Here is a 22,643-nt window from a genome sequence, read left to right on the forward strand (position 1 = left end):
AGAGGGCTCAGGGCCGCACTTCGAAGGCCAGGAACTGCGTGACCTGGTTGTCCGCGAAGTTGTTGTCGGCCACCAGCACCAGGGTGCGGTTGCCGTTGGCCAGGCGCGGGCCCCAGGAGATGCCTTCGATGTTGTCCAGCTTGACGCCCTGGTAGGTCACGGGCATCTCCAGCAGCAGCTCGCGCTTCATGGGCTTGTAGCTGGCGCCCACCAGGCTCTTGAAGCTGCGCACATCGGTGGTGTCCGGCTCGATGGTGGCGCGCGTCAGGCGGATGGTGTTGCCTACGCCGTCGGCAAAGGCGCGCTCGATGGCGATGAACTCGTGGTTGGAGACCGCCAGCAGCTCGGGCAGGCCGTTGTCCGGCGGAAAGCTGCCGCTGGCGGCCTTGTCCAGCGGAATCTTCGGCAGCTGGTAGACGTACTGCGCGCCGGACTTGCCCGTGGCCGGATCGAGCTTGAGGACGCGGACCACGCTGCCCGCCGCCAGCGTGGTGAGGGGGCCGTCTTGCACCAGCGCATCCTCGTTGGCCGTGAACACGCTGCCGTCGGGCGTGACGGCCAGGGCCTCGAACAGCTTGTTGTTGCGCCCTCCGCTGGTGGTGTTGTCCACGTAGTTGAAGGCCGCAGGCGTCTCGAAGTCGCGCACGAAGCTGCCGTCCACCCTGATCTCGCGCACGAAGGGCTGGAACAGGCTGGCGGGGTCGGTGCTGAAGTTGCCCTCGCTGGACACGTAGAGGTTGCCGTTGGGCGCCACGCGGATGCCTTCGGGGTCCACGGTGCGGCGCGTGCCGGGCAGGGGCTGGCCGTCGCGGCCCTTGAGCGTGACCATCTTGCGGATGGTCACGGCCTGGATGGCCTTGTCATCGAACTGAATGCCCAGGTTGTAGAAGCGCGGCGTGCCGCGCTCGCCGCCGCGCTCATCGGAGATGGCCCAGTAGCTGCCATCGGGCGCGCGGTCCAGGCCGGAGATGCCGCCGAACTCCACGCCGTCGAACAGTGTCTTGGTCTTGATGCTGTAGTCGCCGATCAGCCGCAGCGAGCCGATGGTCTCGGGGCCGTCGTCGCTGCCGCCGCAGCCTGCCAGGCCCGTGGCCGTGCCGAAAGCCAGGACCAGCGCGAGCAGCATGGATGCGGGCGAGCGGACCTTGTCTGCCTTGTTCATATTCCCTCCCAGGATGGATCTCAGAAGGGATGGACCGTAGCCAAGGCCCGTGACAGGGTGGTGACATGCACGCGCATGCCGCCGCCCTGCCCCCGCCCTGACCGGCCCCTCGTCCGCTACTCCAGCTTGGCGCCCGAGGCCTTGACCACCTGGGCCCAGCGCGCGATCTCGCCATGCACCATGGCCGCGAACTGCTGCTGGTTCATGCCGCCGTAGTCGGCGCCGTTGCGCGCCCAGATGGACTTGATCTCTTCGGCCGAGCCTATGCGCTGCACCTGGTCGATGACCTGGGCCTGCACCGCCTGCGGCGTGCCCTTGGGCGCCCACAGGCCGTACCAGGTGGTGACCGTGTAGTCGGGCAGGCCGGACTCGGCCGCGCAGGGCACGTCCGGGAAGGCGGGGTTGCGCTTGTCGCCCGAGACCATCAGCGCACGGATGCGTCCGCTCTTGATGTGCTGGGCCGAGGAGCCCAGGCCGTCGAACATCATGTCCACATTGCCGGCAATCAGGTCCTGCAGCGCCGGGCCTGCGCCCCGATAGGGAATGTGGGTGATGAAGGTATTGGTCTGCAGCTTGAACAGCTCTCCGGCCAGATGGTGCGATGTGCCCGCGCCCGCCGATGCGTAGTTGAGCTTGCCCGGCTGCTTGCTCAGGTCGGCCAGCAGATCCTGCACGGTCTTGCCCGGCACGTTGCGCGGGTTGACCACCAGCACCTGGGGCACGCTGGCCAGCAGGGCCAGCGCGACGAAGTCGCGCTCCAGGTCATAGTCCAGGCGGGGGTACATGGACGGCGCAATTACATGGTGGGTGCCGCCCATGAAGAAGTTGTAGCCGTCCGGCGCCAGCTTGGCCGCGTAGCTGGCGCCCAGGGTGCCGCCTGCGCCGCCACGGTTGTCGATCACCAGGGTCTTGCCCGCGCTCTTGGCGAACTGGGCCGAGAACGGGCGGGCAAAGGCATCGGTGCCCCCGCCGGCCGGAAACGGCACGACCAGGTTCACGGGTTTGGACGGCCAGTCCGTCGCGGCGCGGGCTGCCATGGGCAGGGCCAGCGCGGCCATCGAGGCCCCGGCCGCGCGCAACACCGCGCGCCGCCCCGTGGGGTGGGAAGCTTGCATGACTTGTCTCCTTGTCGCCTCTTTGAGGCTGTCTTCGTTGTCAGGCGCAGCAATCCCTGTGCAAGAAAAGGAGCACGGCCTGCGCCGCGCCCCTTTTCATTTGCACAGGGCTTCGATGTCCGAGGACACCGGTATGCGGCCCTGCGCCAGCAGGCCGCGATGCTTGTCCAGGCGCTTGAGGTCGTAGAGATAGTTGACCATCAGGCCCAGCGACTGCTTGAGTCCCTTGGCCGACAGGTCGGCCGCCCAGTTGAGCCGCTCCACGCGCGCGCCGTTGCCCAGGTGAAAGCGCGCCACCGGGTCCAGCGGCCGGCCCTTGGCCGTCTCGCGCCCCAGATAGTGGGCAGCGCAGAACAGCAGGGCGCGGCGCACGGGCGCGTCGGGCTTGAGATCCTGCGGCGCATCCAGCGCCGCCAGCAGGTGCTCGGCGCCCATGCCGCCCGCCTTGAGCTCGAAGGCCTTGCGCTGGCGCTCGTCCATCTTCTCCAGGATGGCGTCGCCGTGCTTGGCGATCCAGGCGCGCAGGCCCGGAATGGGCGACAGCGTGGCGAAATGGCGCAGCCGGGGGAATTCGCCCGTCAGCGTCTCCACCACATGCTTGATCAGCGAGTCGCCGAAGCTCACGCCACGCAGGCCGGTCTGGGTGTTGCTGATGGAGTAGAAGATGGCCGTGGTGGCGCGGCCCAGGTCGGAGGCTGCGGCGGTCTCGTCCAGCAGTGGGGCAATGCTGTCGGACATCTTGTCCACCAGCGCCACCTCCACGAAGATCAGCGGCACGGTGGGCATGCGGGGGTGAAAGAAGCCGTAGCAGCGGCGGTCACTGTCCAGGCGGTTCTTGAGATCGGCCCAGCTGCGGATGTCATGCACGGCCTCGTACTGGATGAGCTTTTCGATCAGCGAGGCCGGCGAGTCCCAGCTCAGGCGGCGCAGCTCCAGCAGGGCCACGTCGAACCAGGTGGAAAACAGATGCTCCAGCTCGGCATCCAGCGCGGAAAAGCGCTGCTGCTCCGCCTTGGGCAGGGCCAGCAGTTCGGCACGCAGGTCCACCAGAAAGCCCATGCCGCCCTGGGGCTGGGCAAACCGCTGCAGCAGCCGCGTGCGCGGCGACATCAGCGCGCGGCGCAGATCCATTTCGGCATGGCCGCGCTCGGCGTCGCTGGTGGCCGTGTCATAGCGCTTGCGTGCGGTCATCAAGGCGTCGGTGTCGGGGCCGAACTGCTCGACGATCAGCGCCCAGAAATCCTGGCGCGCCGGCAGTTCGGCCTGGGCATACCAGTCCATCAGCTGCTGCGCGTGGCGGCCACCCTCGACATCGCTGAGCGCTGCGTCGGCGGCAGCCTGCAGGTCTTCCATGAGCTTGCGCAGCTCGCGCGGGGACAGCACTTCCTGGCCTCGGCGCAGGGTGGCCTGCAGGCGCTGGGCCGTGCCACGCGGCGCGGGAGCCTTGGCGGCATCGCCTTCGGCCTTTTTTTTAGGCGCAGCGGCCTCGGTGCTGCGAAAGCGGGACACATTGCGGGCAATCCAGTCGGTAGCCAGACCCATTCAGACACTCCTCCATATCAAGCGGTCACGGGACTGTCATGCCGCCAACGGGCCAATGACAATCCCTTGCTGCTCACATTATGGGAGTCTGTACGCCAGCGCGTGTACGCCGATGTCGCGTTCTTGTCTTCGGGCAATCCCCAGCACGCGCGCGCCACGCCAAAAAGAAAGCGGGCCCAGGGCCCGCTTCGCATTGTGTCCAGCCAGGTTCAGGCCGGCTTGCCCGCATGGGCCGGATAGGCCGGACGCCCCGCCGCCCAGAGCCACATGGCAATGCCGCCGATCACCATGGGCACGCACAGCCACTGGCCCATGCTCATTCCCAGCGACAGCAGGCCCAGGAAGTCGTCAGGCTCGCGGAAGTACTCGGCAATGAAGCGGAAGGCACCATAGCCGGTCAGGAAGAACGCCGCCACCTGGCCCGGCTTGTGCTCCTTGCGTGCATACAGCCACAGCAGCACGAACAGCAGCAGGCCTTCGAGCAGGAACTGGTAGACCTGCGAAGGATGGCGCGGCAGCATGGAGCCGCTTTGCGGGAAGACCATGGCCCAGGGCAGTTCGGGGCTGGCAAAGCGGCCCCACAGTTCGCCATTGATGAAGTTGCCGACACGGCCCGCCGCCAGGCCCGTGGGCACGCAGGGCGCGACGAAGTCGGCCACCTCCAGCCACGAGCGTGCGCGCGAGCGCGCGAACCAGACCATGGAGCCGATGACGCCGATCAGCCCGCCATGAAAGCTCATGCCGCCCTGCCAGACGTAGAAGATTTCCAGCGGATGGCTGAGGTAGTAGCCGGGCTTGTAGAACAGGCAATAGCCGAGCCGCCCGCCGACGACCACGCCGAGCACGCCCAGGAAAAGAATGTCTTCCACGTCCTTGCGCGTCCAGGCGCGGTCGCCCTGCATGCGCACGAAGGGCGGGTGGCGCAGCCTGCGCGTGCCCAGCCAGAGGAAGAGGCCGAAGGCGGCCAGATAGGTCAGGCCGTACCAGTGCACGGCGAGGGGCCCGATCTGCAGGGCCACGGGATCGATCTGCGGGTACATCAGCATGGTCGGCATTGTGCCGCAGCGCCGCATGGCCGGCGCCGGCCAGGGGTTGGAAAGATGGCGTCCCGCCCGCTCAGCCTTGCGGGCCTTCCTGGATGGCCGTGAGTTTGTCCAGGGCAGACAGCAGATGGCGCTGCTCGGTGGCGGTGAGCAATTGCTCCAGTTCGTCTTCCAGCTGCACCACCACGCCTTCGGCCCGCGCCTGCAGTGCGCTGCCGTCGTCCGTCAGGTGCAGCTGCTGCAGCCGGCGGTCGCGCGGATCGGGCTGGCGCCCGATGAGGCCGCGCTGCACCAGGCGCTCGACCACGGGCACCAGGTTGGAGGGCGAGATGTCCAGCGCCTCGCCCAGCTGGCGCAGGTAGATGCCGGGATTGGAGTGGATCAGCACCAGGATGGAGAACTCGCTGGGCTTGAGGTCCAGTTCGGCCACGCGCCGCGCAAACAGCTTGTGGATGTGGATTTCCGCGCGCGTGAGGCGGTAGCCCAGAAAGCGCTGCAGGCGCGACTGGTCGACGGCGGGTTCGAAGGAGCTGTCCATGGACACGGATCCGGAAGAGGAAGAAGGCGCAACGAGGCAAGGCCGCACCGGCGCCTGCGGTTCTGCAGGGCCGGTGCGGCGTTCCATCATAAAAGCCCCGGCAGCCCGCTCAAGCCACGGCGGCTGGCAGCGGCGTACGGGCAGCGGCCTCGGTACGGCGCAGCCAGTGCTCCGCATCCAGCAGGCCATGCGCAAGGAACCAGGCCGCGCTGTCCGCCTTGGAGCGGCGCAGCGCCGGATCGGCCAGCGGCAGGCTGACGCGCGCCGCGCGTGCCCAGGCAAAGGCCATGCACAGCGTGCCGACCAGTCGCAAGTAGTCCTCGGCACAACGCGCCAGCAATTGCCTGTCGCCGGCAGCGCCGGTACACAGCTCGCCCGTCAGCGCTTGCATGCGCTCGGCCCAGCTGCGCAGCGCGCCTGCAAAGCCGGTCTCCATGCCCGCGGCGTCGCAGGCATCGGCCTCTTCACGCAGCACCTTCAGCAGCTGCGCCAGCGCGGCACCGCCGCTGGAGGCCACCTTGCGCTGCAGCAGGTCCAGCGCCTGGATCTGGTTCGTGCCTTCGTAGATCATGGCGATGCGGGCATCGCGCAGCGTCTGCTCGATACGGTACTCGTGCACATAGCCGTAGCCGCCGAAGACCTGCAGCGCCTCGCTGGCCAGCGCAAAGCCCCGCTCGGTGAAAAAGGACTTGACCACGGGCGTGAGCAGCGAGGCCAGCGCATGGGCCTGGGCGCGCTCCTCGGCATCCGGCGCCTGTTCGGCCAGGTCCAGCTGGTGCGCCACCCAGCCTGCAATGGCGCGCATGCCTTCGGTCCAGACGCGCAGGTCGGCCAGCATGCGCTGCACGGCCGGCTGCAGGGCGATGGGGTCGGCGGGGCCCTGCGCATCGGCAGGCCGGGGCTGGGCGCGCATCTGGCGTCGCTCGGCCGCATAGGCGCGCGCCAGCTGCCAGGCCATCTCGGCATGGCCCAGGCCCTGCAGGCCCACGTGCAGGCGGGCCGAGTTCATCATCACGAACATGGCAGCCAGGCCCTGGTGGGGCTGGCCCACCAGCCAGGCCTGCGCGCCCTCGAAGCGCATGGCGCAGGTGGCGCTGCCCTTGATGCCCATCTTCTTTTCGATGCCGTCGCAGTAGATGGCGTTGGGCAGAAAGCTGCCGTCGTCCCGGGGAATGCCGCGCGGCGCCAGGAACAGCGACAGGCCGCGCGTTCCCTCAGGCGCATCGGGCAGGCGCGCCAGCACCAGGTGGACGATGTTCTCGCTCATGTCCTGGTCGCCGCCCGAGATGAAGATCTTGCTGCCGTCCAGGCTGTAGCTGCCATCGCCCCGGGGCCTGGCCTGGCTGCGCAGCAGGCCCAGGTCGGAGCCGGCCTGGGGCTCGGTCAGGCACATGGTGGCCAGCCAGCGGCCGCTGACGATGTGGGGCAGGTAGGTGGCGCGCAGGTGCTCGTCGCCATGCGCGTGCAGGCAGGCATAGGCGCCGTGCAGGATGCCCGGATACATGGTCCAGCCATGGTTGGCCGAGGCCAGCATTTCGTGCAGCGCGGCGTCCAGCAGCTGGGGCAGGCCCTGGCCGCCAGCGTCGGGGGCGCAGGCCAGTGCGGGCCAGCCTGCCTCCACGAAGGCTGCATAGGCGGCGGGAAAGCCGTCGGGCGTGCGCACCCTGCCCTGCTCCAGGCGGCAGCCTTGCAGGTCGGCCGGGCCGTTGAGCGGGGCCAGCACGTCGGCGCAAAAGCGCCCGGCCGCCTCGACCACCATGTCGGCCGTCTCCTGGTCCAGGGCTTCATGGGCCGGCATGCGGCGCCAGTCGCCCTCGGCGCCCAGCCAGTGCTGCTGGACGAAGCGGATGTCCTGCAGCGGCGGCTGGTAGTGCGAGCAATGTGATGCCTGCGCGCTCATGCCCGGCCCTCCGTGGCCGCGACCAGGCGGCGGTAGGGACCGATGGCGCTGGCCAGGCACAGCACGGACAGCAGCGCGGCCAGTGCGGACACCAGGCCCAGCGACAGGCCCACGAGCTTTTCGTCATGGAAGACGAAGTCCGTGAAAAAGGCCACGAGGAAGGGACCGAGGCCCAGCCCGATCAGGTTGATCAGCAGCAGGTAGATGGAAGTCACCTGGCCGCGCAGCTGGTTGGGCGTGACCGCCTGCAGGATGGGCGGGGCCAGCGCCACCGGCATGCCCAGAAAGAAGGTGGTGGCCGCCACGGCCACCAGGGCCACCGTGGGCGTGGGCGCAAAGGCCAGCACCAGGCCGGTGATGACGAGCACGCCGGTGGCCACCAGCGAGATGACGATCGACCCCACCTGCTTGCCGCGCGCCGTGAGGTAGTCGGCCAGGAAGCCGCTGAGCAGCATGCCGCCAATGCCGAAGGTCAGGATGATGACGCCGTAGGCCGGGCCGATCTCGCCGGGCGTCCAGCCCCACTGGCGGATGAAGGTGGCCGGCAGCCAGGCCGTGACGCCGAAGGTGATCATGGCCGTGATGCCCGGCGCCAGCAGCAGCGGCAGGAAGGCGCGCTTGTTGCGCAACACATGGGACAGGTCGGGCGCCGGTCCCGCGGGCGCGGCCACTTTGGCGGATGCGGCCCGGGCCTGCAGGCCCCGGCGCACCGGCTCGCGCACGGTGTACATCAGCGCCACCAGCGGAATGCCGGGCAGGGCCACGAAGATGAAGGCCGCCTGCCAGGGCTTGAAGCTGCCCAGCAGCGGGAACACCACCTCGCCGGCCTGGCTGGTGGCCTGGATGACCAGGCCGCCCACGATGAAGGCCGTGGCCGAGCCGATGTACACGCCCGAGGTGTAGATGCTCATGGCGCGTGCGCGGCGCTCGGGCGGGAAATAGTCGGCCAGCATGGAATAGGCCGCCGGCGACAGTGCCGCCTCGCCCACGCCCACGAACATGCGCGCCACGAACAGCGAGACGAAGCCCGTGACATAGCCGCCCGCCGCCGTGGCCACCACCCAGATCGCCATGCCGATGACGATGAGGTTGCGGCGGTTCCAGCGGTCGGCCAGGCGCCCCAGGAAGATGCCGACGAAGGTGTAGAAGATGGCGAAGGCAAAGCCGTGGACGATGCTGAAGACCCAGTCCGACAGCTGCAGATCCTTCTTGATGGGCTGCACCAGCAGGCCCAGGATCTGGCGGTCCACGAAGGACAGGGTGTAGGCCAGCAGCAGGATGATGGTGACGTAGTAGGCATAGCCGAGTCCGTTCGACTCGGCCGGCGCGGGCGTGGACACGCGGCCCGGCGGGTAAGGCAGGCTCATGGAGACCTCCTGTGGAGGAAGGGAAAGCGGAAAAAAGAAAGCGGGAAAGCGAGACAGGGCTGCGCATGAAAAGGGCCGGCGCGCCGCGCCAGCCCTTGCGCGGGCATCAGCCGGCGCTGTGCTCGACCAGCATCAGCGCATCGAGCGCCACCACGCCCTGCCCTTCGGGCAGCACGATGACCGGGTTGAGGTCGATCTCGCGGATGGCCGGCGTGCCGCGCAGCACCTGGCCCAGGCGCACGATGAGTTCGGCCAGCGCCTGGCGGTCCAGCGCCGGGGCGCCACGGTAGCCGTGCAGCAGCGGCGCGCCCTGCAGGCGGTCCAGCTCGCGCAGCACCTCGCTGGTGGACAGGTCGGCGTCCAGCAGGCGCGCGTCGCGCATGATCTCGGCCGTCACGCCGCCCAGGCCCGCCAGGATCACGGGACCCCACTGCGGATCGTTGCGCGCGCCGATGATCATCTCCAGGCCACGCCGGCCCATGGCCTCGACCAGCACGCCGTCCAGCGCAATGGCGCTGTCATAGGCGGCCACATTCGCATGCAGCCGGCTCCAGGCCTCGCCCATGGCCTGCGCATCGGCAATGTTCAGGATCACGCCGCCTGCATCGCTCTTGTGGCTGAGGTCGGCCGACTGCGCCTTGAGCGCCACGGGCCAGCCGATCTCCGCCGCAATCGCCACGGCCTGCTCGGCCGAGGTGGCCAGGCGGCCCTTCGCAAACGGCACGCCGGCCTGGGCCAGCACGGCCTTGGATTCGTACTCGGGCACCACCGTGCGGCCTGCGGGCAGGGCCAGCGCGACGGGCTGGGCATCGGTGCACTCGAAACTGCGCTCGCTGAAGGCGGTCAGGCGCTGCACGGCGCGCAGGGCACGCTCGGTGCTGGGGAAATACGGCACGCCCAGCGCACGCATCTCGGCGATGAACTCGGCAGGCACGGCCGCGCCCTCGTCCAGGCCCGCCACGACGACGGGCTTGGCCGGCCGCAGCTCGCGCACGGCGCGCAGCACGGGCGGCATCTTGATGCCGCAGGTCACCGGGTCGCCCTGGATCAGGCCGACCAGGACGGTGGAAAAGCGCGCATCGCCAAACAGCGCATCCAGCGTGCGGAAATACAGGTCCGGCTCGACCAGGCCCTGGGCCGTGAGGTCCAGCGGGTTGCTCACGCCCACGAACTCGGGCAGCGCAGCCCGCAGCGCGGGCGAGTCATCGTCGCCGATGGCCGGCAGTGCCAGGCCCAGCTCCTCGGCCCAGTCCAGCGTCAGCGCCTTGAAGGCGCCGGACTCGCCCAGCACGGCAACTCCCGCTGCAGCTGCTGCACCGGCTGCACCAGCCGATGGCAGCACCGGGCAGCGGATGGCGATCTCGGCGATGTCGCCCAGCTCCTCCAGCGTCTCGGCAAACACCGCGCCTGCGCGTTCCAGCTTGGTGCGCATCAGCGCATAGTCGCCGGCCATGGCGCCGGTGTGCGTGGCGGCCGAGGCGCGCGCCGCGCTGCTCTTGCCCGGATGCAGCAGCACCACCGACTTGCCCAGGCTGCGCGCACGGGCCACGGCGGCCAGAATGCGCCCGGGCTGGCGGAACTGCTCGACGATCATGGCGACCACGCGCGTGGAAGGCTGCTCCAGCAGGAAGTCCACATAGTCCTCGGCATGGCTGGCGGCCTCGTTGCCCGTGGAGATGGCGTGCGACAGCGGCAGCGCGCGGCTGGCCAGCGTGGTGCACAGCACGGTCATCATGGCGCCGCTTTGCGAGACCACGCCAATGGCGGGCCGCGCGGCATCGACCTGCTGCGCGTCGATATTCACCTCGACAAAGGTCAGCGGCACGCGCTGCAGGTAGTTGATGCAGCCCAGGCAGTTGGGGCCCTCCACCACCATGCCGGCCTCGGCGGCGATGCGTGCGATCTCGCGCTGCTCGGCCATGCCGCGCTCGCCTGCCTCGGCAAAGCCGGCCGAGAAGATCACCACCGCGCCCACGCGCCGCGCCGCCAGCGCGCGCACCGTGTCCAGCACAAAGGGCTGGGGGATGGCCAGCACGGCCACGTCAACGCCCTCGGGCAGCTGGTCCACCGAAGCCAGGCAGGCCCGGCCGGCGATCTCGCTGCGCTTGGGATTGATCAGGTGGATGTCGCCAGCGAAGCCGTTGCGCTCCAGATTGCCCAGCACCGATGCGCCCAGCGCACCCGGCGTGGCCGAGGCGCCGACGATGGCGATGGAACGCGGCCTCAGCAGCCTGCCGATGTCGGGCCGCACGGCGGCCGCCATCTCTGTCGTTGTCATTCTTGTCTCCAATGATTAAAGCTGGGAGGCCTACCGCGCGTGGTGGACGCTGCCCAAGCGAGGGACACCGAGGAAGGGCCTAAGCCGGCCGCGCCGCCCCGCACTGAGGGTGTCGTCCCCCTCCCTCGCGAAGCGAGTTAGAGAGGGGGAAGGCGCGAAGCGCCTCAGGGGGTGACTTGCTTGCTCAAGTCGTAGGTTCCGAGACCTGGCTTGTAGGTCTTGTCGTCCAGGAACTGGCGCATGCCTTCCTTGCGGCCTTCGTTGTCGAAGCTGTTGGCCGCCTCCTGCGCGCGCACCAGATAGTCCTCGGCGTTGTCGTAGCTCATGTCGCGCACGCGGCGGATGGCGTCCTTGGTGGCCTTCAGGGCGATGGGGTTCTTCTGCAGCAGGGCCTCGGCCACTTCGGTGACGCGGGCCTGCAGGCGGTCGGCCGGCAGGGATTCGTTGACCAGGCCCCACTCGGCCGCCGTGCGGCCGTCGATGTTCTCGCCGAGCATGGCGTGGTACATGGCGCGGCGAAAGGACAGCAGCTCCACCGCCACCTTGGAGGCGCCGCCGCCGGGCAGGATGCCCCAGTTGATTTCGGACAGGCCGAACTTGGCGTCATCCGAGGCAAAGGCCAGGTCGCAGGCGAACAGCGGGCCGTAGCCACCGCCGAAGCACCAGCCGTTGACCATGGCGATGGTCGGCTTCTGGAACCAGCGCAGGCGGCGCCACCAGCCATAGCTCTCGCGCTGGGCCTTGCGGGTGCCGGCCAGGCCCGTGGCCTCGGTCTCGCGGAAGTACTCCTTCAGGTCCATGCCGGCAGTCCAGGCCGTGCCCTCACCGGCCAGAACGACCACGCCCACGTCGTCACGGAACTCCAGGTCGTCGAGCACGCGCATCATCTGGCGGTTGAGCTGGGGGCTCATGGCATTGCGCTTTTCGGGGCGGTTGAATTTCACCCAGGCCACGCGGCCTTCGACGGTGCAGGACACGGTCTGTTCTTCGGTACGTTCGGTGCTCATTGCGCTTCCTTGTGCAAAAGGGAAATGGGAGGTTGGACACCGATGCTTCGGATCCATAATCGTTATGATAAATAACTATTATTCGACATAGCAATACAGCGTTTACCCTAGGCCCCACCTCCACCCAGACCGGCGGCGATGCGAATGCTTCTGCGTCGCGCATGCATGCAATGCGCGGCCTGCGGGGAATTGCGGCAGGCGTTTTGGCCGATCCGGGGGTTCACGCGATACTTGCGGTGTTCAACACAGTCAGGAGAAGAAGAACATGCAAGGCCAGCCAGAAGTCATCGAATGCCTCATAGAGCTGCTGCGCGGAGAACTTTCCGCCCGCGACCAGTACTTCATCCACTCGCGCCAGTACGAGGACCAGGGCCTGCTGCGCCTGTTCGAGCGCATCGGCCATGAGATGGAAGAGGAAACCCAGCACGCCGACGCCATCCTGCGCCGCATCCTGTTCCTGGGCGGCCGCCCCGACATGCGCCCGCATGAGTTCACGCCCGGCGAGACCGTCGAAGAGATGCTGCGCAAGGACCTGGCCACCGAATACCGCGTGCGCGACAGCCTGCGCTCGGCCATGGCCCTGTGCGAGCGCCACGGCGACTACAACAGCCGCGACCTGCTGCTGGCCCAGCTGCGCGACACCGAGGAAGACCACGCCTACTGGCTGGAGAAGCAATTGGGCCTGATCGAGAAGATCGGTCTGCCCAACTACCTGCAAAGCAAGATGGGCGAACCGGCCTGAATGAAGTTCCCCCTGAGGCGCTTCGCGCCTTCCCCCTCTCTCGCTTCGCGGGAGGGGGACGACAGCCTCGCGGCGGGGCGGCCCTTGCTCGCTGTCCCTTGTTTTGGCCGCGCCAGTTTTTCAGGCACTTCCCATAAATGAGAGTGGGCTGTTTGCTCCACGATGAAACGGCAAGCCGGTCGCCCCACGATGAAACAAGAGCCCTCAAGGGCCTGAGAGAAGAGAAAAGAAAAAGGGATGGAAAGCCGCAAGGCCTTCCATCCCTTTTCATTTCCATCGGGTGCGCACCGCCGGGCGGCGGTGCAGCCCGGTGTCAGTCGTCCAGCAGCGACAGGTCGCGCACGGCGCCCTTGTCGGCCGACATCACCAGCTTGGCATAGGCCTTGAGCGCGGCCGAGACCTTGCGCGGGCGCGGCTGGGCGGGCTTCCAGCCCTTGGCATCCTGCTCGGCGCGGCGGCGGGCCAGTTCCTCGTCGGAGACCAGCACGTTGATGCTGCGGTTGGGAATGTCGATGCGGATGCGGTCGCCGTTCTTCACCAGACCGATGGCGCCGCCAGCGGCAGCTTCAGGAGAGCAGTGGCCGATGGACAGGCCCGAGGTGCCGCCCGAGAAGCGCCCGTCCGTCAGCAGCGCGCAGGCCTTGCCCAGGCCCTTGGACTTGATGTAGCTGGTCGGGTACAGCATTTCCTGCATGCCGGGGCCGCCCTTGGGGCCTTCGTAGCGCACGATGACGATGTCACCGGCCTTGACCTTGTCGTCCAGGATGTTCTGCACGGCCTCGTCCTGCGACTCGGTCACGTGGGCCGTGCCCTCGAACACATGGATGCTTTCGTCCACGCCGGCCGACTTGACCACGCAGCCGTCCAGGGCGATGTTGCCCGTCAGCACGGCCAGGCCGCCCTCCTTGGAGAAGGCGTGCTCGTAGGAGCGGATGCAGCCTTCTGCACGGTCCAGGTCCAGGCTGGGCCAGCGCGTGTTCTGGCTGAAGGCCACCTGGGTAGGGATGCCGGCCGGTCCTGCCAGGTAGAAATGCCGCACGGCTTCGTCCTGGGTGGTGGTGATGTCCCACTGCGCCAGGCCTTCGCCCAGGGTCTTGGCGTGCACGGTGGGCACGTCGGTGTGCAGCTTTCCGGCGCGAGCCAGCTCGCCCAGGATGGCGAAGATGCCGCCGGCGCGGTGCACATCCTCGATGTGGTACTTCTGCGTGTTGGGCGCGACCTTGCACAGCTGGGGCACCTGGCGCGAGAGGCGGTCGATGTCGGCCATGGTGAAGTCGATCTCGGCTTCACGGGCAATGGCCAGCAGGTGCAGGATGGTGTTGGTGGAGCCGCCCATGGCGATGTCCAGCGTCATCGCGTTCTCGAAGGCCTTGAAGCCCACCGAGCGCGGCAGCACGGATGCGTCTTCCTGCTCGTAGTACTCGCGGGCCAGCTCGACGATGCGGCGGCCGGCGCGCTTGAACAGTTCCTCGCGGTCGGCATGCGTGGCCAGCACCGTGCCGTTGCCGGGCAGGGACAGGCCCAGGGCCTCGGTCAGGCAGTTCATGGAGTTGGCGGTGAACATGCCCGAGCACGAACCGCAGGTGGGGCAGGCCGAGCGCTCGACCTGGGCGACCTGCTCGTCGGTGTAGTTGGAGTCGGCCGCGATCACCATGGCATCGACCAGGTCCAGCTTCTTGAACTCCAGCGTGTGCGTGGTGGGATTGGCCAGCTTGGTCTTGCCCGCTTCCATGGGGCCGCCCGAGACGAAGATCACGGGAATGTTCAGCCGCATGGCAGCCATCAGCATGCCGGGGGTGATCTTGTCGCAGTTGGAGATGCACACCAGCGCGTCGGCACAGTGGGCGTTGACCATGTACTCCACCGAGTCCGCGATGATGTCGCGGCTGGGCAGCGAATACAGCATGCCGTCGTGGCCCATGGCGATGCCGTCGTCCACGGCGATGGTGTTGAATTCCTTGGCCACGCCGCCTGCGGCCTCGATCTCGCGCGCCACCAGCTGGCCCAGGTCCTTGAGGTGGACGTGGCCGGGCACGAACTGCGTGAAGGAATTGGCGATGGCGATGATGGGCTTGTCGAAGTCGCCATCCTTCATGCCGGTGGCACGCCACAGGGCGCGCGCACCAGCCATGTTGCGGCCGCCGGTGGAAGTCTTGGAACGGTATGCGGGCATGGGCAATCCAGTTGTCTGTCGTCTCGGTCCGTCCCTGGTCCTGTGGGGAAGGCCAGGGTCTGGGCGAAGATTATGGCGCAGCACCCGCCGCACCGCTGGGGCGCAGGAATGCCCCGGCCGGCGTGGACCGCCCCTTTGCAGACCCCAGGCATCGCCTGCGACGAAGCCTGCTGCGCAATTCAGATCCGATCAGCGGCGCGAACGCGTGCCCGTACCCATGGCTTCCTTGTTCTTTTCGATGCGCTTCAGGCGCCGCTGCTCGATCTTGTCGGCCGCGCGCCGCTTGGTGTAGCCCGACATGTCCGCCCAGGCCCACCAGGCCGCCGTCAAGCCATAGGCGCCCAGGATGACGTACCACGACCAGGTGGCGACAGGTTCGATATCGGCCAGCTTGAGCAGGGTGAGCAGGACCGCAATTCCCAACAGATACATCACTTCTCCTTCGCCACAAAGCGCTTCACACGAGGTAACGCATCACGCATGCGCGCCCACTACAATGGTTCGCATAATTATTCCCGACAACACCCCAGGAACTCATGATGAAGCAGACATTGATTGCATTTGCCCTGACCGTCGCCGCCGTGGCCCCCGCCATGGCCGACCAGGCACTTGCCACCTCCAAGAACTGCATGGCATGCCACGCAGTGGACAAGAAGCTGGTGGGCCCCTCCTACAAGGATGTGGCCGCCAAGTACGCCGGCCAGAAGGACGCCGTGGACAAGCTGGCAGGCAAGATCATGAAGGGCGGCAGCGGCGTCTGGGGCCCGGTTCCCATGCCCGCCAACCCCCAGGTCAACGAAGCCGATGCCAAGAAGCTGGCCGCCTGGGTGATGTCGCTGAAGTAGGCTCCGCCTTTCCTTCGGGGCCCCGCCTCAGGGCCCGCAAAAAAACCGCGCAACGCAAGTCGCGCGGTTTTTTCATGGTCCGCCGGTGAATCCGGGCCCGGCCCCCTTACCTGTAGTCCGCAGCGCCCGTGCCGGGCTGCTGGTGCAGGCGTACCTGCTGCTCCAGCTGCCCCACATAGGCGGCCGTGCTGTTGTCCGACTCCTGGGCGCGCTGCACCAGATGGGCCTCCAGCGCATCCAGCCGCGCCATCAGCACCTCCTTGTCACGCGCATGCAGGTCTTCCAGCACGGTGCGCAGCTCGGTGAAGCGCGAGGCCTCGGCCTTGTCGGCCAGGTCGCGCTGGGCCTGCATTTCCTTGGCGTGTCGGCGCGCCTCCATCAGCACCGAGCCCTGCAGCCACAGCACATAGGCGACGAAGAACACGCCCAGCAGGCAGGTCAGCGCCAGCATCAGCACGCCCAGCGGCGCCTGGACATCGGTGACGCCCAGCGACACGACGGATGGCGCGGCCAGCGTGTTCCAGTTGAATGCCGCCAGCAGCGCAATCAGGGCCACGGTGATCAGCAGCGACAGGGTTCTCAGATTCATGGTGAAAGGCCTCCCTCGGCAGTGGTGAAAGCAACAGCTTCGGTTGTACCGCAACCATCATGCCTGAGCTGTCGGCCCACACAAAATAGGACTGCAAGACAGGGCGCCGCCCGCAGTCCGGCCAAGAAAAAACCGGAGCCAGGGCTCCGGTTCTTCATGGCGGTCGTGTCGGACCTCAGTTCGTCTCGGCCAGCTGGTCGAGGATGGCCGGGTTCTCCAGCGTGCTCGTGTCCTGGGTGATGGCCTCGCCCTTGGCAATCGAGCGCAGCAGGCGGCGCATGATCTTGCCGCTGCGCGTCTTGGGCAGGTTGTCGCCAAAGCGGATGTCCTTGGGCTTGGCGATGGGGCCGATTTCCTTGGCCACCCAGTCGCGCAGCTCCTTGGCGATCTGCTTGGCTTCCTCGCCCGTGGGGCGTGCCCGCTTCAGTACCACGAAGGCGCAGATGGCCTCGCCGGTCAGGTCGTCGGGGCGGCCCACGACGGCGGCCTCGGCCACCAGATCCGTCTTGGCGACCAGGGCCGATTCGATCTCCATCGTGCCCATGCGGTGGCCGGAGACATTGAGCACGTCGTCGATGCGGCCGGTGATGCGGAAGTAGCCCCGGTCCTCGCTGCGCACGGCGCCGTCGCCTGCCAGATAGGTCTGCCCGCCGAGTTCGGCCGGGAAATAGCTCTTCTTGAAGCGCTCGGGGTCGCCCCAGATGGTGCGGATCATGCTGGGCCAGGGCTTGGTGACCACCAGCAGGCCGCCTGCGCCGTTGGGCAGTTCGTGGCCGGTCTCGTCGACGATGGCGGCCATGATGCCCGGCAGCGGCAGCGTGCACGAACCCGGCACCAGCGGCGTGGCGCCAGGCATGGGGGCGATCACGTGGCCGCCGTTCTCGGTCTGCCAGAAGGTGTCCACGATGGGGCAGCGCTCGCCGCCCACATGCTTGTGGTACCACATCCAGGCCTCGGGATTGATGGGCTCGCCCACGCTGCCCAGCAGGCGCAGGCTGGACAGGTTCCAGTTCTTCGGATGCACGGCGGCATCGCTGTCGGCGGCCTTGATCAGCGAGCGGATGGCCGTGGGAGCCGTGTAGAAGATGGTGCAGCCGTGGCGCTCGATCATCTGCCAGAAGCGGCCCGCATTGGGGAAGGTGGGCACGCCCTCGAACACGATCTGCGTGGCGCCAGCGGCCAGCGGGCCGTAGGCCACGTAGGTGTGGCCCGTGATCCAGCCGATGTCGGCCGTGCACCAGAACACGTCGCTGGGCTTGAGGTCGAAGGTCCACTCCATGGTCTGCTTGGCCCACAGCACGTAGCCGCCCGTGCAGTGCTGCACGCCCTTGGGCTTGCCGGTGGAGCCGCTGGTGTAGAGGATGAACAGCGGGTGCTCGGAATCCACGGCCACGGGCGCGCACTCCGTGCTCTGGCCGGCCAGGATCTCGCCGAAGGTCTTGTCGCGGCCCGCCGTCATGGCACAGGCCGTGGCCGTGCGCTCGTAGACGAAGACATGGCGCACGGCCTCGCAGCCGCCCAGCGCCAGCGCGTCGTCCACGATGGCCTTGAGCGGCAGTTCCTTGCCGCCGCGCATCTGGTAGTTGGCGGTGATCACGGCCACGGCGCCCACGTCGACGATGCGTTCCTGCACCGCCTTGGCCGAGAAGCCGCCGAACACCACGCTGTGCGTGGCGCCGATGCGCGCGCAGGCCTGCATGGCCACCACGCCCTCGATGGTCATGGGCATGTAGATCAGGACACGGTCACCCTTTTGCACGCCCTGGGCCTTGAGCGCGTTGGCGAACTGCGAGACGCGCTCCAGCAGCTCGCGGTAGCTGACCTTGGTGACCTCGCCGCCATCGGCCTCGAAGATGATGGCCGTCTTGTGCTCGACGGCCGTGCCCATGTGCTTGTCCAGGCAATTAGCGCTGGCGTTGAGTTCGCCGTCGGCGAACCAGCGGAAGAAGGGGGGATTGCTGTCGTCCAGCACCTGGGTGAAGGGCTTGGACCAGACCACGTTCTCGCGCGCCAGGCGGGCCCAGAAGCCCTGGTAGTCGTTCTCTGCCTCGGCGCACAGCGCCTTGTACTGCTCCATGCCGGAGATGCGGGCCTTGGCGGCAAAGTCTGCCGGCGGCGGGAAGACCCGGTTCTCCACCAGTACCGATTCAATGGGGGATGCTGTTGCGGTGCTCATGCTTGCTTGTCTCCTGGGCTGGCCAAATAAAAATTGTGGTGTGACTGTCGGGGGCCGGTCTTACATGCCACTGACTGAAACACCCTTGGGCGCGTCTACCTGGGGATTCCCCGCAGTTCCTGGCTGTCACCGGCAATGGCCTGTTTCGCCGCTAAAATCGCGCGCCCGTTTTTCCACGGCCATTGTCCCCTCCCATCCACGCCCCCACGCAAGACAAGCGCGACCGACCACCATGGCCCGCCAGCAAAACTCCAACCGAGCCCCCGGCTCCCCCCTGCGTCCCCTGCCCTCCCTGATCTTCGCCAGCCGCTGGCTGCAGCTGCCGCTGTACCTGGGCCTGATCGCCGCCCAGGGCGTCTATGTCTGGCACTTCCTGCTGGAGCTGTGGCACCTGATCGAGGCCGCCTTCGGCAACCAGGAAGCGCTGCAGGCGCTGATCACCAGCATCGGCTACAAGCACGATGCGCCCATCGGCGCGCTCAACGAAACCATCATCATGCTGGTGGTGCTGGCGCTGATCGACGTGGTGATGATCTCCAACCTGCTGATCATGGTCATCGTGGGCGGCTACGAAACCTTCGTCAGCCGCCTGGGCCTGGACAGCCACCCCGACCAGCCCGAGTGGCTGGGCCACGTGAACGCCTCCATCCTCAAGGTCAAGCTGGCCCTGTCCATCATCGGCATCAGCTCCATCCACCTGCTCAAGACCTTCATCAACGCAGGCAGCTACGACGTGAAAGTGCTGATGTGGCAGACCATCATCCACGTCACCTTCCTGGCCAGCGCCCTGGCCATCGCCTATACCGACAAGCTGATCAACAGCACGGCTGGCAACCACTGAGCCGGCGGCATCCCACACCGAAGCCCCGCAGCGCCAGCCGCTGCGGGGCTTTTTCCATGGGCGGGCGCCGGGCACGCTTTTTGCCGCAGATCGGGCCTGAAGCTTTCCTCAAGCTGACGCTTGACCGATTTTATTCATCGATGACAGCATACGCCTTGTGAATCATGGCCTCAATGCTCTCATTAATAGAGCAAATAATGGCCGGATTGCAACCCCCAAGGGCTTGAAACAGCCCAAAACAGGCCTTCTTCGGCTCATGCGTTTTGACGCAGTAAAACCTGTTTTATATAATTTCGGCTTCTTTACAACCTGCCAAGCAGGTCATCGGCACCGTCTTCACGGCCTGCCGATCCCTCCGGCGGATCGTTGTGCTCCCGGCACAGCCCCGTCAACCGGGCCGAAACTCGGTCCTGATGTTGTGGGGCATCGCGCTGGCTGATCTTCAGCCACGATGCCCGCCTGAGACACCGCGCGCGCTTGCCGCCGGCTGCTCTCGACCTCTGGCTCTTGCGCACCGCTTCGCGTGCCATCCGAGCCGTCTCGGGTGCTTTCGCACCTGTTTGAATTCCAGCAACGGGGGACGGCCGTCCCCTGCAGCGAACGGCATCAGGGCTTCATTTTTGGCTTGCGCGCCAGCGTCTTCGCCCGTCGAGGACGCTGGACTGTGTTCCATCTCACCCAAAAGGAGAACGCCACAGTGGCCAAGCAGATCATCATCGATCATGTGTTCAAGGTTTTCGGGGACGACCCCAGGACCGCACTCGAGCTCGTCCAACAAGGCCTGAGCAAACAGGAGATCCTGGAGCGCACGGGCCAGTCCATCGGCGTGTTCGACGCCGACTTCACCATCGAGGCCGGCGAGATCTTCGTCGTCATGGGCCTGTCGGGCTCGGGCAAGTCCACCCTGGTGCGCATGCTCAACCGCCTGATCGAGCCCACGGCCGGGCGCATCGTGGTCGATGGCCAGGACATCAATGCCCTGAGCGAGCGCGATCTGCGCGCGCTGCGCCGCAAGGACATCTCCATGGTGTTCCAGTCCTTTGCGCTGATGCCGCACATGACGGTGCTGGACAACACGGCCTTCGGCCTGGAGCTGGCCGGCGCCGACAAGGCCGAGCGCCAGAAGCAGGCCCAGGCCGCGCTGGAGCAGGTGGGCCTGGGCGCCTGGGGCGCCAGCTATCCCGACGAGCTGTCGGGCGGCATGCAGCAGCGCGTGGGCCTGGCCCGGGCGCTGGCGTCCGATCCGTCCATCCTGCTGATGGACGAGGCCTTCTCGGCCCTGGACCCCATCATCCGCACGGAGATGCAGTCCGAGCTGCTGCGCCTGCAGCAGATCCAGCGCCGCACCATCGTCTTCATCTCGCATGACTTGGACGAGGCCATGCGCATCGGCGACCGCATCGCCATCATGAAGGACGGCCAGGTGATCCAGGTCGGCACGCCCGACGAGATCCTGCGCAGCCCCGCCGACGACTATGTGCGCAGCTTCGTGCGTGGCGTGGACGCGGCCTCGGTCTTCAAGGCCGGGGACATTGCGCGCCAGGCCCTGACCGTTGTGTCGGAGCACAGCGACCGCGGCTGCCGCGCCGCCCAGCGCCTGCTGGAAGACTCCGACCGCGACTACGCCTATGTGGTCAACGCGCGCCGCCGCTTCCTGGGCGTGGTGTCCTCGCAATCGCTGCGCGACGCACTGCATGGCCGCCCGGGCATGCTGGGCCTGAGCCACGCCTTCCTGCCCAACGTCGAGCCGCTGTCCGCAGGCACGCCGGTGGCCGAGCTGTTCGGGCCCGTGGCCGCTGCGCCCTGCGCGCTGCCGGTGACCAGCGACGACGGCCAGTTCATGGGCGTGGTCAGCCGCACCACCATGCTGCGCTTCCTGGACCGCGACACGCCGCCCGTGCCGCCGCCGCAGGAGATCGTGCCGCCCGTCACGCTCAACCCGCATTTCCCGGCCTCCAACGCCCCAACCGTCGCCCCCACCGTCGCGCCGACCGTGGAGCCGATCGAACAACGACAAGGAGATGCCGCATGAGCGATGCCAACAACAGCCTGAGCCCGAACACCGCCGCTGCCGCCACCGATCCCTGGGCCGATGCGAGCGCAGCCCCTGCTTCCACCGATTCCCCAGCCTCTGCAGCCTCTGCAAGCGCCGATCCCTGGGCCACCGCCGCCACGCCGGCACCCGATGCCCCGGCCGATCCCTGGGGCGCCGCCAGCGGCGGTGATGCTGCAGGCGGTGACTGGCTGGGCGCCTCGGCCGGCTCGGGCGTTCCCGAAGACGCCCATGCCAGCCTCTGGCACCAATTGACCACCAACGGCCTGCCCGTGCAGGGCTGGATCAACAGCGGCCTGGAATGGGTGGTCCACCATTTCCGCCCCTTCTTCCAGGCCGTGCGCACGCCCATCGACGGCACGCTGTCGGGCATCACCGACGCCATGCTGGCCCTGCCCTGGCCGCTGCTGATCCTGATCCTGACCCTGGTGGCCTGGCAGTTCGCGGGCCGCGCCATGGCCATTGGCGCCGCCGTTTCGCTGGTGGTGGTCGCCATGCTGGGCATCTGGCCCGAGGCCATGGTGACGCTGTCGCTGGTGCTGACCTCGCTGGTGTTCTGCATGGTCATCGGGCTGCCCGTGGGCATCCTGCTGGCCTCCAGCGACCGTGCCCAGCGCTGGACGCGGCCGCTGCTCGACGCCATGCAGACCACGCCGGCCTTCGTCTACCTGGTGCCCGTGGTGATGCTGTTCGGCATCGGCAACGTGCCCGGCGTGATCGTGACCATCATCTTCGCGCTGCCGCCGCTGATCCGCCTGACCAACCTGGGTATCCGCCAGGTGCGCCCCGACCTGATCGAGGCCAGCCGCGCGTACGGCGCCTCGCCCTGGCAGCTGCTGTGGAAGGTGCAGCTGCCGCTGGCCATGCCGTCCATCATGGCCGGCGTGAACCAGGCGCTGATGCTGTCGCTGTCGATGGTGGTGATCGCCTCCATGATCGCCGTGGGCGGCCTGGGCCAGATGGTGCTGCGCGGCATCGGCCGCCTGGACATGGGCCTGGCCACCGTGGGCGGCCTGGGCATCGTGCTGCTGGCCATCGTGCTGGACCGCATTACCCAGGCCATGGGACAGACCACCCGTGGCGGCGCGCGCTGGTGGCACAGCGGCCCCGCCGGCTGCATTGCCCGCCTGCTGGGCGCCGGCAGCAAGCCAGTTCATCGCGGCAGCACCAGCTGAACGCCTTGCCTGCGGCGCGGACGGGCCTTCTGCCGCGCCGCCTTCCCGAAAAACGGCCAGCCCCGCTGGCCGCCCGCTCCCCTTTCATCACACAACG

At 67.6% G+C, this 22,643-nt stretch carries 18 protein-coding genes; 5 read left to right on the plus strand and 13 right to left on the minus strand.

All coding sequences use genetic code 11. The features are described from left to right. Positions 1-7: 7 nt before the first annotated feature. From ACF8NF_RS28065 to ACF8NF_RS28105, 9 genes are all read right to left on the minus strand, one after another. Positions 8-1,162 (minus strand): esterase-like activity of phytase family protein, encoded by a 1,155-nt coding sequence (locus tag ACF8NF_RS28065; protein ID WP_392451677.1) that lies wholly within the window; start codon positions 1,160-1,162, stop codon positions 8-10. 116 nt (positions 1,163-1,278) lie between these two features. Further along, on the minus strand, positions 1,279-2,277 hold the full coding sequence (locus tag ACF8NF_RS28070; protein ID WP_392451678.1) for a Bug family tripartite tricarboxylate transporter substrate binding protein: 999 nt from the start codon (positions 2,275-2,277) through the stop codon (positions 1,279-1,281). A 96-nt stretch (positions 2,278-2,373) separates the two neighbouring features. Next, positions 2,374-3,819, minus strand: coding sequence for a malonyl-CoA decarboxylase (locus ACF8NF_RS28075; protein ID WP_392451679.1), 1,446 nt, complete (start codon positions 3,817-3,819; stop codon positions 2,374-2,376). Between the two features lie 209 nt (positions 3,820-4,028). Then, the gene (gene lgt / locus ACF8NF_RS28080; RefSeq protein WP_374005592.1) at positions 4,029-4,874 is read right to left on the minus strand and encodes a prolipoprotein diacylglyceryl transferase; all 846 of its coding nucleotides are present in this window, start codon (positions 4,872-4,874) and stop codon (positions 4,029-4,031) included. 61 nt (positions 4,875-4,935) lie between these two features. Beyond that, entirely contained in the window at positions 4,936-5,400 is a 465-nt protein-coding gene (locus ACF8NF_RS28085; protein WP_043789709.1) for a MarR family winged helix-turn-helix transcriptional regulator, read from the minus strand. A 109-nt stretch (positions 5,401-5,509) separates the two neighbouring features. Next, positions 5,510-7,300 carry an acyl-CoA dehydrogenase gene (locus ACF8NF_RS28090; protein ID WP_392451680.1) on the minus strand — a complete coding sequence of 597 codons (1,791 nt, stop codon included), beginning with the start codon at positions 7,298-7,300 and terminating at the stop codon, positions 5,510-5,512. Continuing rightward, the gene (locus ACF8NF_RS28095; RefSeq protein ID WP_016453086.1) at positions 7,297-8,667 is read right to left on the minus strand and encodes an MFS transporter; all 1,371 of its coding nucleotides are present in this window, start codon (positions 8,665-8,667) and stop codon (positions 7,297-7,299) included. The genes ACF8NF_RS28090 and ACF8NF_RS28095 overlap by 4 nt, the downstream gene beginning before the upstream one ends. Positions 8,668-8,773: 106 nt before the next feature. Next, the gene (locus ACF8NF_RS28100) at positions 8,774-10,945 is read right to left on the minus strand and encodes an acetate--CoA ligase family protein (RefSeq protein ID WP_016445184.1); all 2,172 of its coding nucleotides are present in this window, start codon (positions 10,943-10,945) and stop codon (positions 8,774-8,776) included. Between the two features lie 164 nt (positions 10,946-11,109). Beyond that, on the minus strand, positions 11,110-11,952 hold the full coding sequence (locus ACF8NF_RS28105) for a p-hydroxycinnamoyl CoA hydratase/lyase (protein WP_016445183.1): 843 nt from the start codon (positions 11,950-11,952) through the stop codon (positions 11,110-11,112). Positions 11,953-12,217: 265 nt separating this feature from the next. Between ACF8NF_RS28105 and bfr the strand changes: the two genes are divergently transcribed. After that, positions 12,218-12,694, plus strand: coding sequence for a bacterioferritin (gene bfr / locus ACF8NF_RS28110; RefSeq protein ID WP_016445182.1), 477 nt, complete (start codon positions 12,218-12,220; stop codon positions 12,692-12,694). 313 nt (positions 12,695-13,007) lie between these two features. Here bfr and ilvD read toward each other — a convergent pair whose 3' ends face one another. Both ilvD and ACF8NF_RS28120 read right to left on the minus strand, forming a co-directional pair. Continuing rightward, positions 13,008-14,867, minus strand: coding sequence for a dihydroxy-acid dehydratase (gene ilvD / locus ACF8NF_RS28115; protein ID WP_016445181.1), 1,860 nt, complete (start codon positions 14,865-14,867; stop codon positions 13,008-13,010). Between the two features lie 189 nt (positions 14,868-15,056). Further along, on the minus strand, positions 15,057-15,299 hold the full coding sequence (locus ACF8NF_RS28120; protein ID WP_016445180.1) for a TIGR04438 family Trp-rich protein: 243 nt from the start codon (positions 15,297-15,299) through the stop codon (positions 15,057-15,059). Positions 15,300-15,406: 107 nt separating this feature from the next. On the opposite strand from ACF8NF_RS28120, the gene ACF8NF_RS28125 reads away from it, so the two are divergent. After that, on the plus strand, positions 15,407-15,712 hold the full coding sequence (locus ACF8NF_RS28125; RefSeq protein ID WP_016445179.1) for a c-type cytochrome: 306 nt from the start codon (positions 15,407-15,409) through the stop codon (positions 15,710-15,712). A gap of 106 nt (positions 15,713-15,818) precedes the next feature. Here ACF8NF_RS28125 and ACF8NF_RS28130 read toward each other — a convergent pair whose 3' ends face one another. Together ACF8NF_RS28130 and acs are read right to left on the minus strand one after the other, a co-directional pair. Further along, entirely contained in the window at positions 15,819-16,301 is a 483-nt protein-coding gene (locus ACF8NF_RS28130; RefSeq protein ID WP_016445178.1) for a hypothetical protein, read from the minus strand. 175 nt (positions 16,302-16,476) lie between these two features. Then, on the minus strand, positions 16,477-18,477 hold the full coding sequence (gene acs, locus ACF8NF_RS28135) for an acetate--CoA ligase (RefSeq protein WP_016445177.1): 2,001 nt from the start codon (positions 18,475-18,477) through the stop codon (positions 16,477-16,479). 232 nt (positions 18,478-18,709) lie between these two features. Here acs and ACF8NF_RS28140 point away from each other — a divergent pair, with 232 nt between their 5' ends. From ACF8NF_RS28140 to proW, 3 genes are all read left to right on the plus strand, one after another. Beyond that, positions 18,710-19,318, plus strand: a complete 609-nt coding sequence (locus ACF8NF_RS28140; protein ID WP_016445176.1) for a TIGR00645 family protein — start codon at positions 18,710-18,712, stop codon at positions 19,316-19,318. A 697-nt stretch (positions 19,319-20,015) separates the two neighbouring features. Then, positions 20,016-21,350 carry a glycine betaine/L-proline ABC transporter ATP-binding protein ProV gene (gene proV, locus ACF8NF_RS28145; protein WP_016453088.1) on the plus strand — a complete coding sequence of 445 codons (1,335 nt, stop codon included), beginning with the start codon at positions 20,016-20,018 and terminating at the stop codon, positions 21,348-21,350. Beyond that, a complete protein-coding gene (gene proW, locus ACF8NF_RS28150; RefSeq protein WP_392451681.1) occupies positions 21,347-22,546 on the plus strand; it encodes a glycine betaine/L-proline ABC transporter permease ProW in 1,200 nt (399 codons plus the stop codon). Before proV ends, proW begins: the two co-directional genes overlap by 4 nt. Positions 22,547-22,643 lie beyond the last annotated feature (97 nt).

Source organism: Delftia sp. WSY_22 (genome assembly GCF_043104185.1).
In the GTDB taxonomy this organism is placed as follows: domain Bacteria; phylum Pseudomonadota; class Gammaproteobacteria; order Burkholderiales; family Burkholderiaceae_C; genus Comamonas; species Comamonas tsuruhatensis.

Excerpts from the sequence above, each read along its gene's own strand:
- ACF8NF_RS28140 (WP_016445176.1), top strand. The coding sequence starts at position 18,710 with ATGGCCCGCCAGCAAAACTCCAACCGAGCCCCCGGCTCCCCCCTGCGT.
- bfr (WP_016445182.1), top strand. The coding sequence starts at position 12,218 with ATGCAAGGCCAGCCAGAAGTCATCGAATGCCTCATAGAGCTGCTGCGC.
- proW (WP_392451681.1), top strand. The coding sequence starts at position 21,347 with ATGAGCGATGCCAACAACAGCCTGAGCCCGAACACCGCCGCTGCCGCC.
- lgt (WP_374005592.1), bottom strand. The coding sequence starts at position 4,874 with ATGCCGACCATGCTGATGTACCCGCAGATCGATCCCGTGGCCCTGCAG.
- ACF8NF_RS28130 (WP_016445178.1), bottom strand. The coding sequence starts at position 16,301 with ATGAATCTGAGAACCCTGTCGCTGCTGATCACCGTGGCCCTGATTGCG.
- ACF8NF_RS28095 (WP_016453086.1), bottom strand. The coding sequence starts at position 8,667 with ATGAGCCTGCCTTACCCGCCGGGCCGCGTGTCCACGCCCGCGCCGGCC.
- ACF8NF_RS28090 (WP_392451680.1), bottom strand. The coding sequence starts at position 7,300 with ATGAGCGCGCAGGCATCACATTGCTCGCACTACCAGCCGCCGCTGCAG.
- ACF8NF_RS28085 (WP_043789709.1), bottom strand. The coding sequence starts at position 5,400 with ATGGACAGCTCCTTCGAACCCGCCGTCGACCAGTCGCGCCTGCAGCGC.
- ACF8NF_RS28125 (WP_016445179.1), top strand. The coding sequence starts at position 15,407 with ATGAAGCAGACATTGATTGCATTTGCCCTGACCGTCGCCGCCGTGGCC.
- ACF8NF_RS28100 (WP_016445184.1), bottom strand. The coding sequence starts at position 10,945 with ATGACAACGACAGAGATGGCGGCCGCCGTGCGGCCCGACATCGGCAGG.
- ilvD (WP_016445181.1), bottom strand. The coding sequence starts at position 14,867 with ATGCCCGCATACCGTTCCAAGACTTCCACCGGCGGCCGCAACATGGCT.
- ACF8NF_RS28070 (WP_392451678.1), bottom strand. The coding sequence starts at position 2,277 with ATGCAAGCTTCCCACCCCACGGGGCGGCGCGCGGTGTTGCGCGCGGCC.
- ACF8NF_RS28075 (WP_392451679.1), bottom strand. The coding sequence starts at position 3,819 with ATGGGTCTGGCTACCGACTGGATTGCCCGCAATGTGTCCCGCTTTCGC.
- ACF8NF_RS28105 (WP_016445183.1), bottom strand. The coding sequence starts at position 11,952 with ATGAGCACCGAACGTACCGAAGAACAGACCGTGTCCTGCACCGTCGAA.
- acs (WP_016445177.1), bottom strand. The coding sequence starts at position 18,477 with ATGAGCACCGCAACAGCATCCCCCATTGAATCGGTACTGGTGGAGAAC.
- ACF8NF_RS28120 (WP_016445180.1), bottom strand. The coding sequence starts at position 15,299 with ATGTATCTGTTGGGAATTGCGGTCCTGCTCACCCTGCTCAAGCTGGCC.
- ACF8NF_RS28065 (WP_392451677.1), bottom strand. The coding sequence starts at position 1,162 with ATGAACAAGGCAGACAAGGTCCGCTCGCCCGCATCCATGCTGCTCGCG.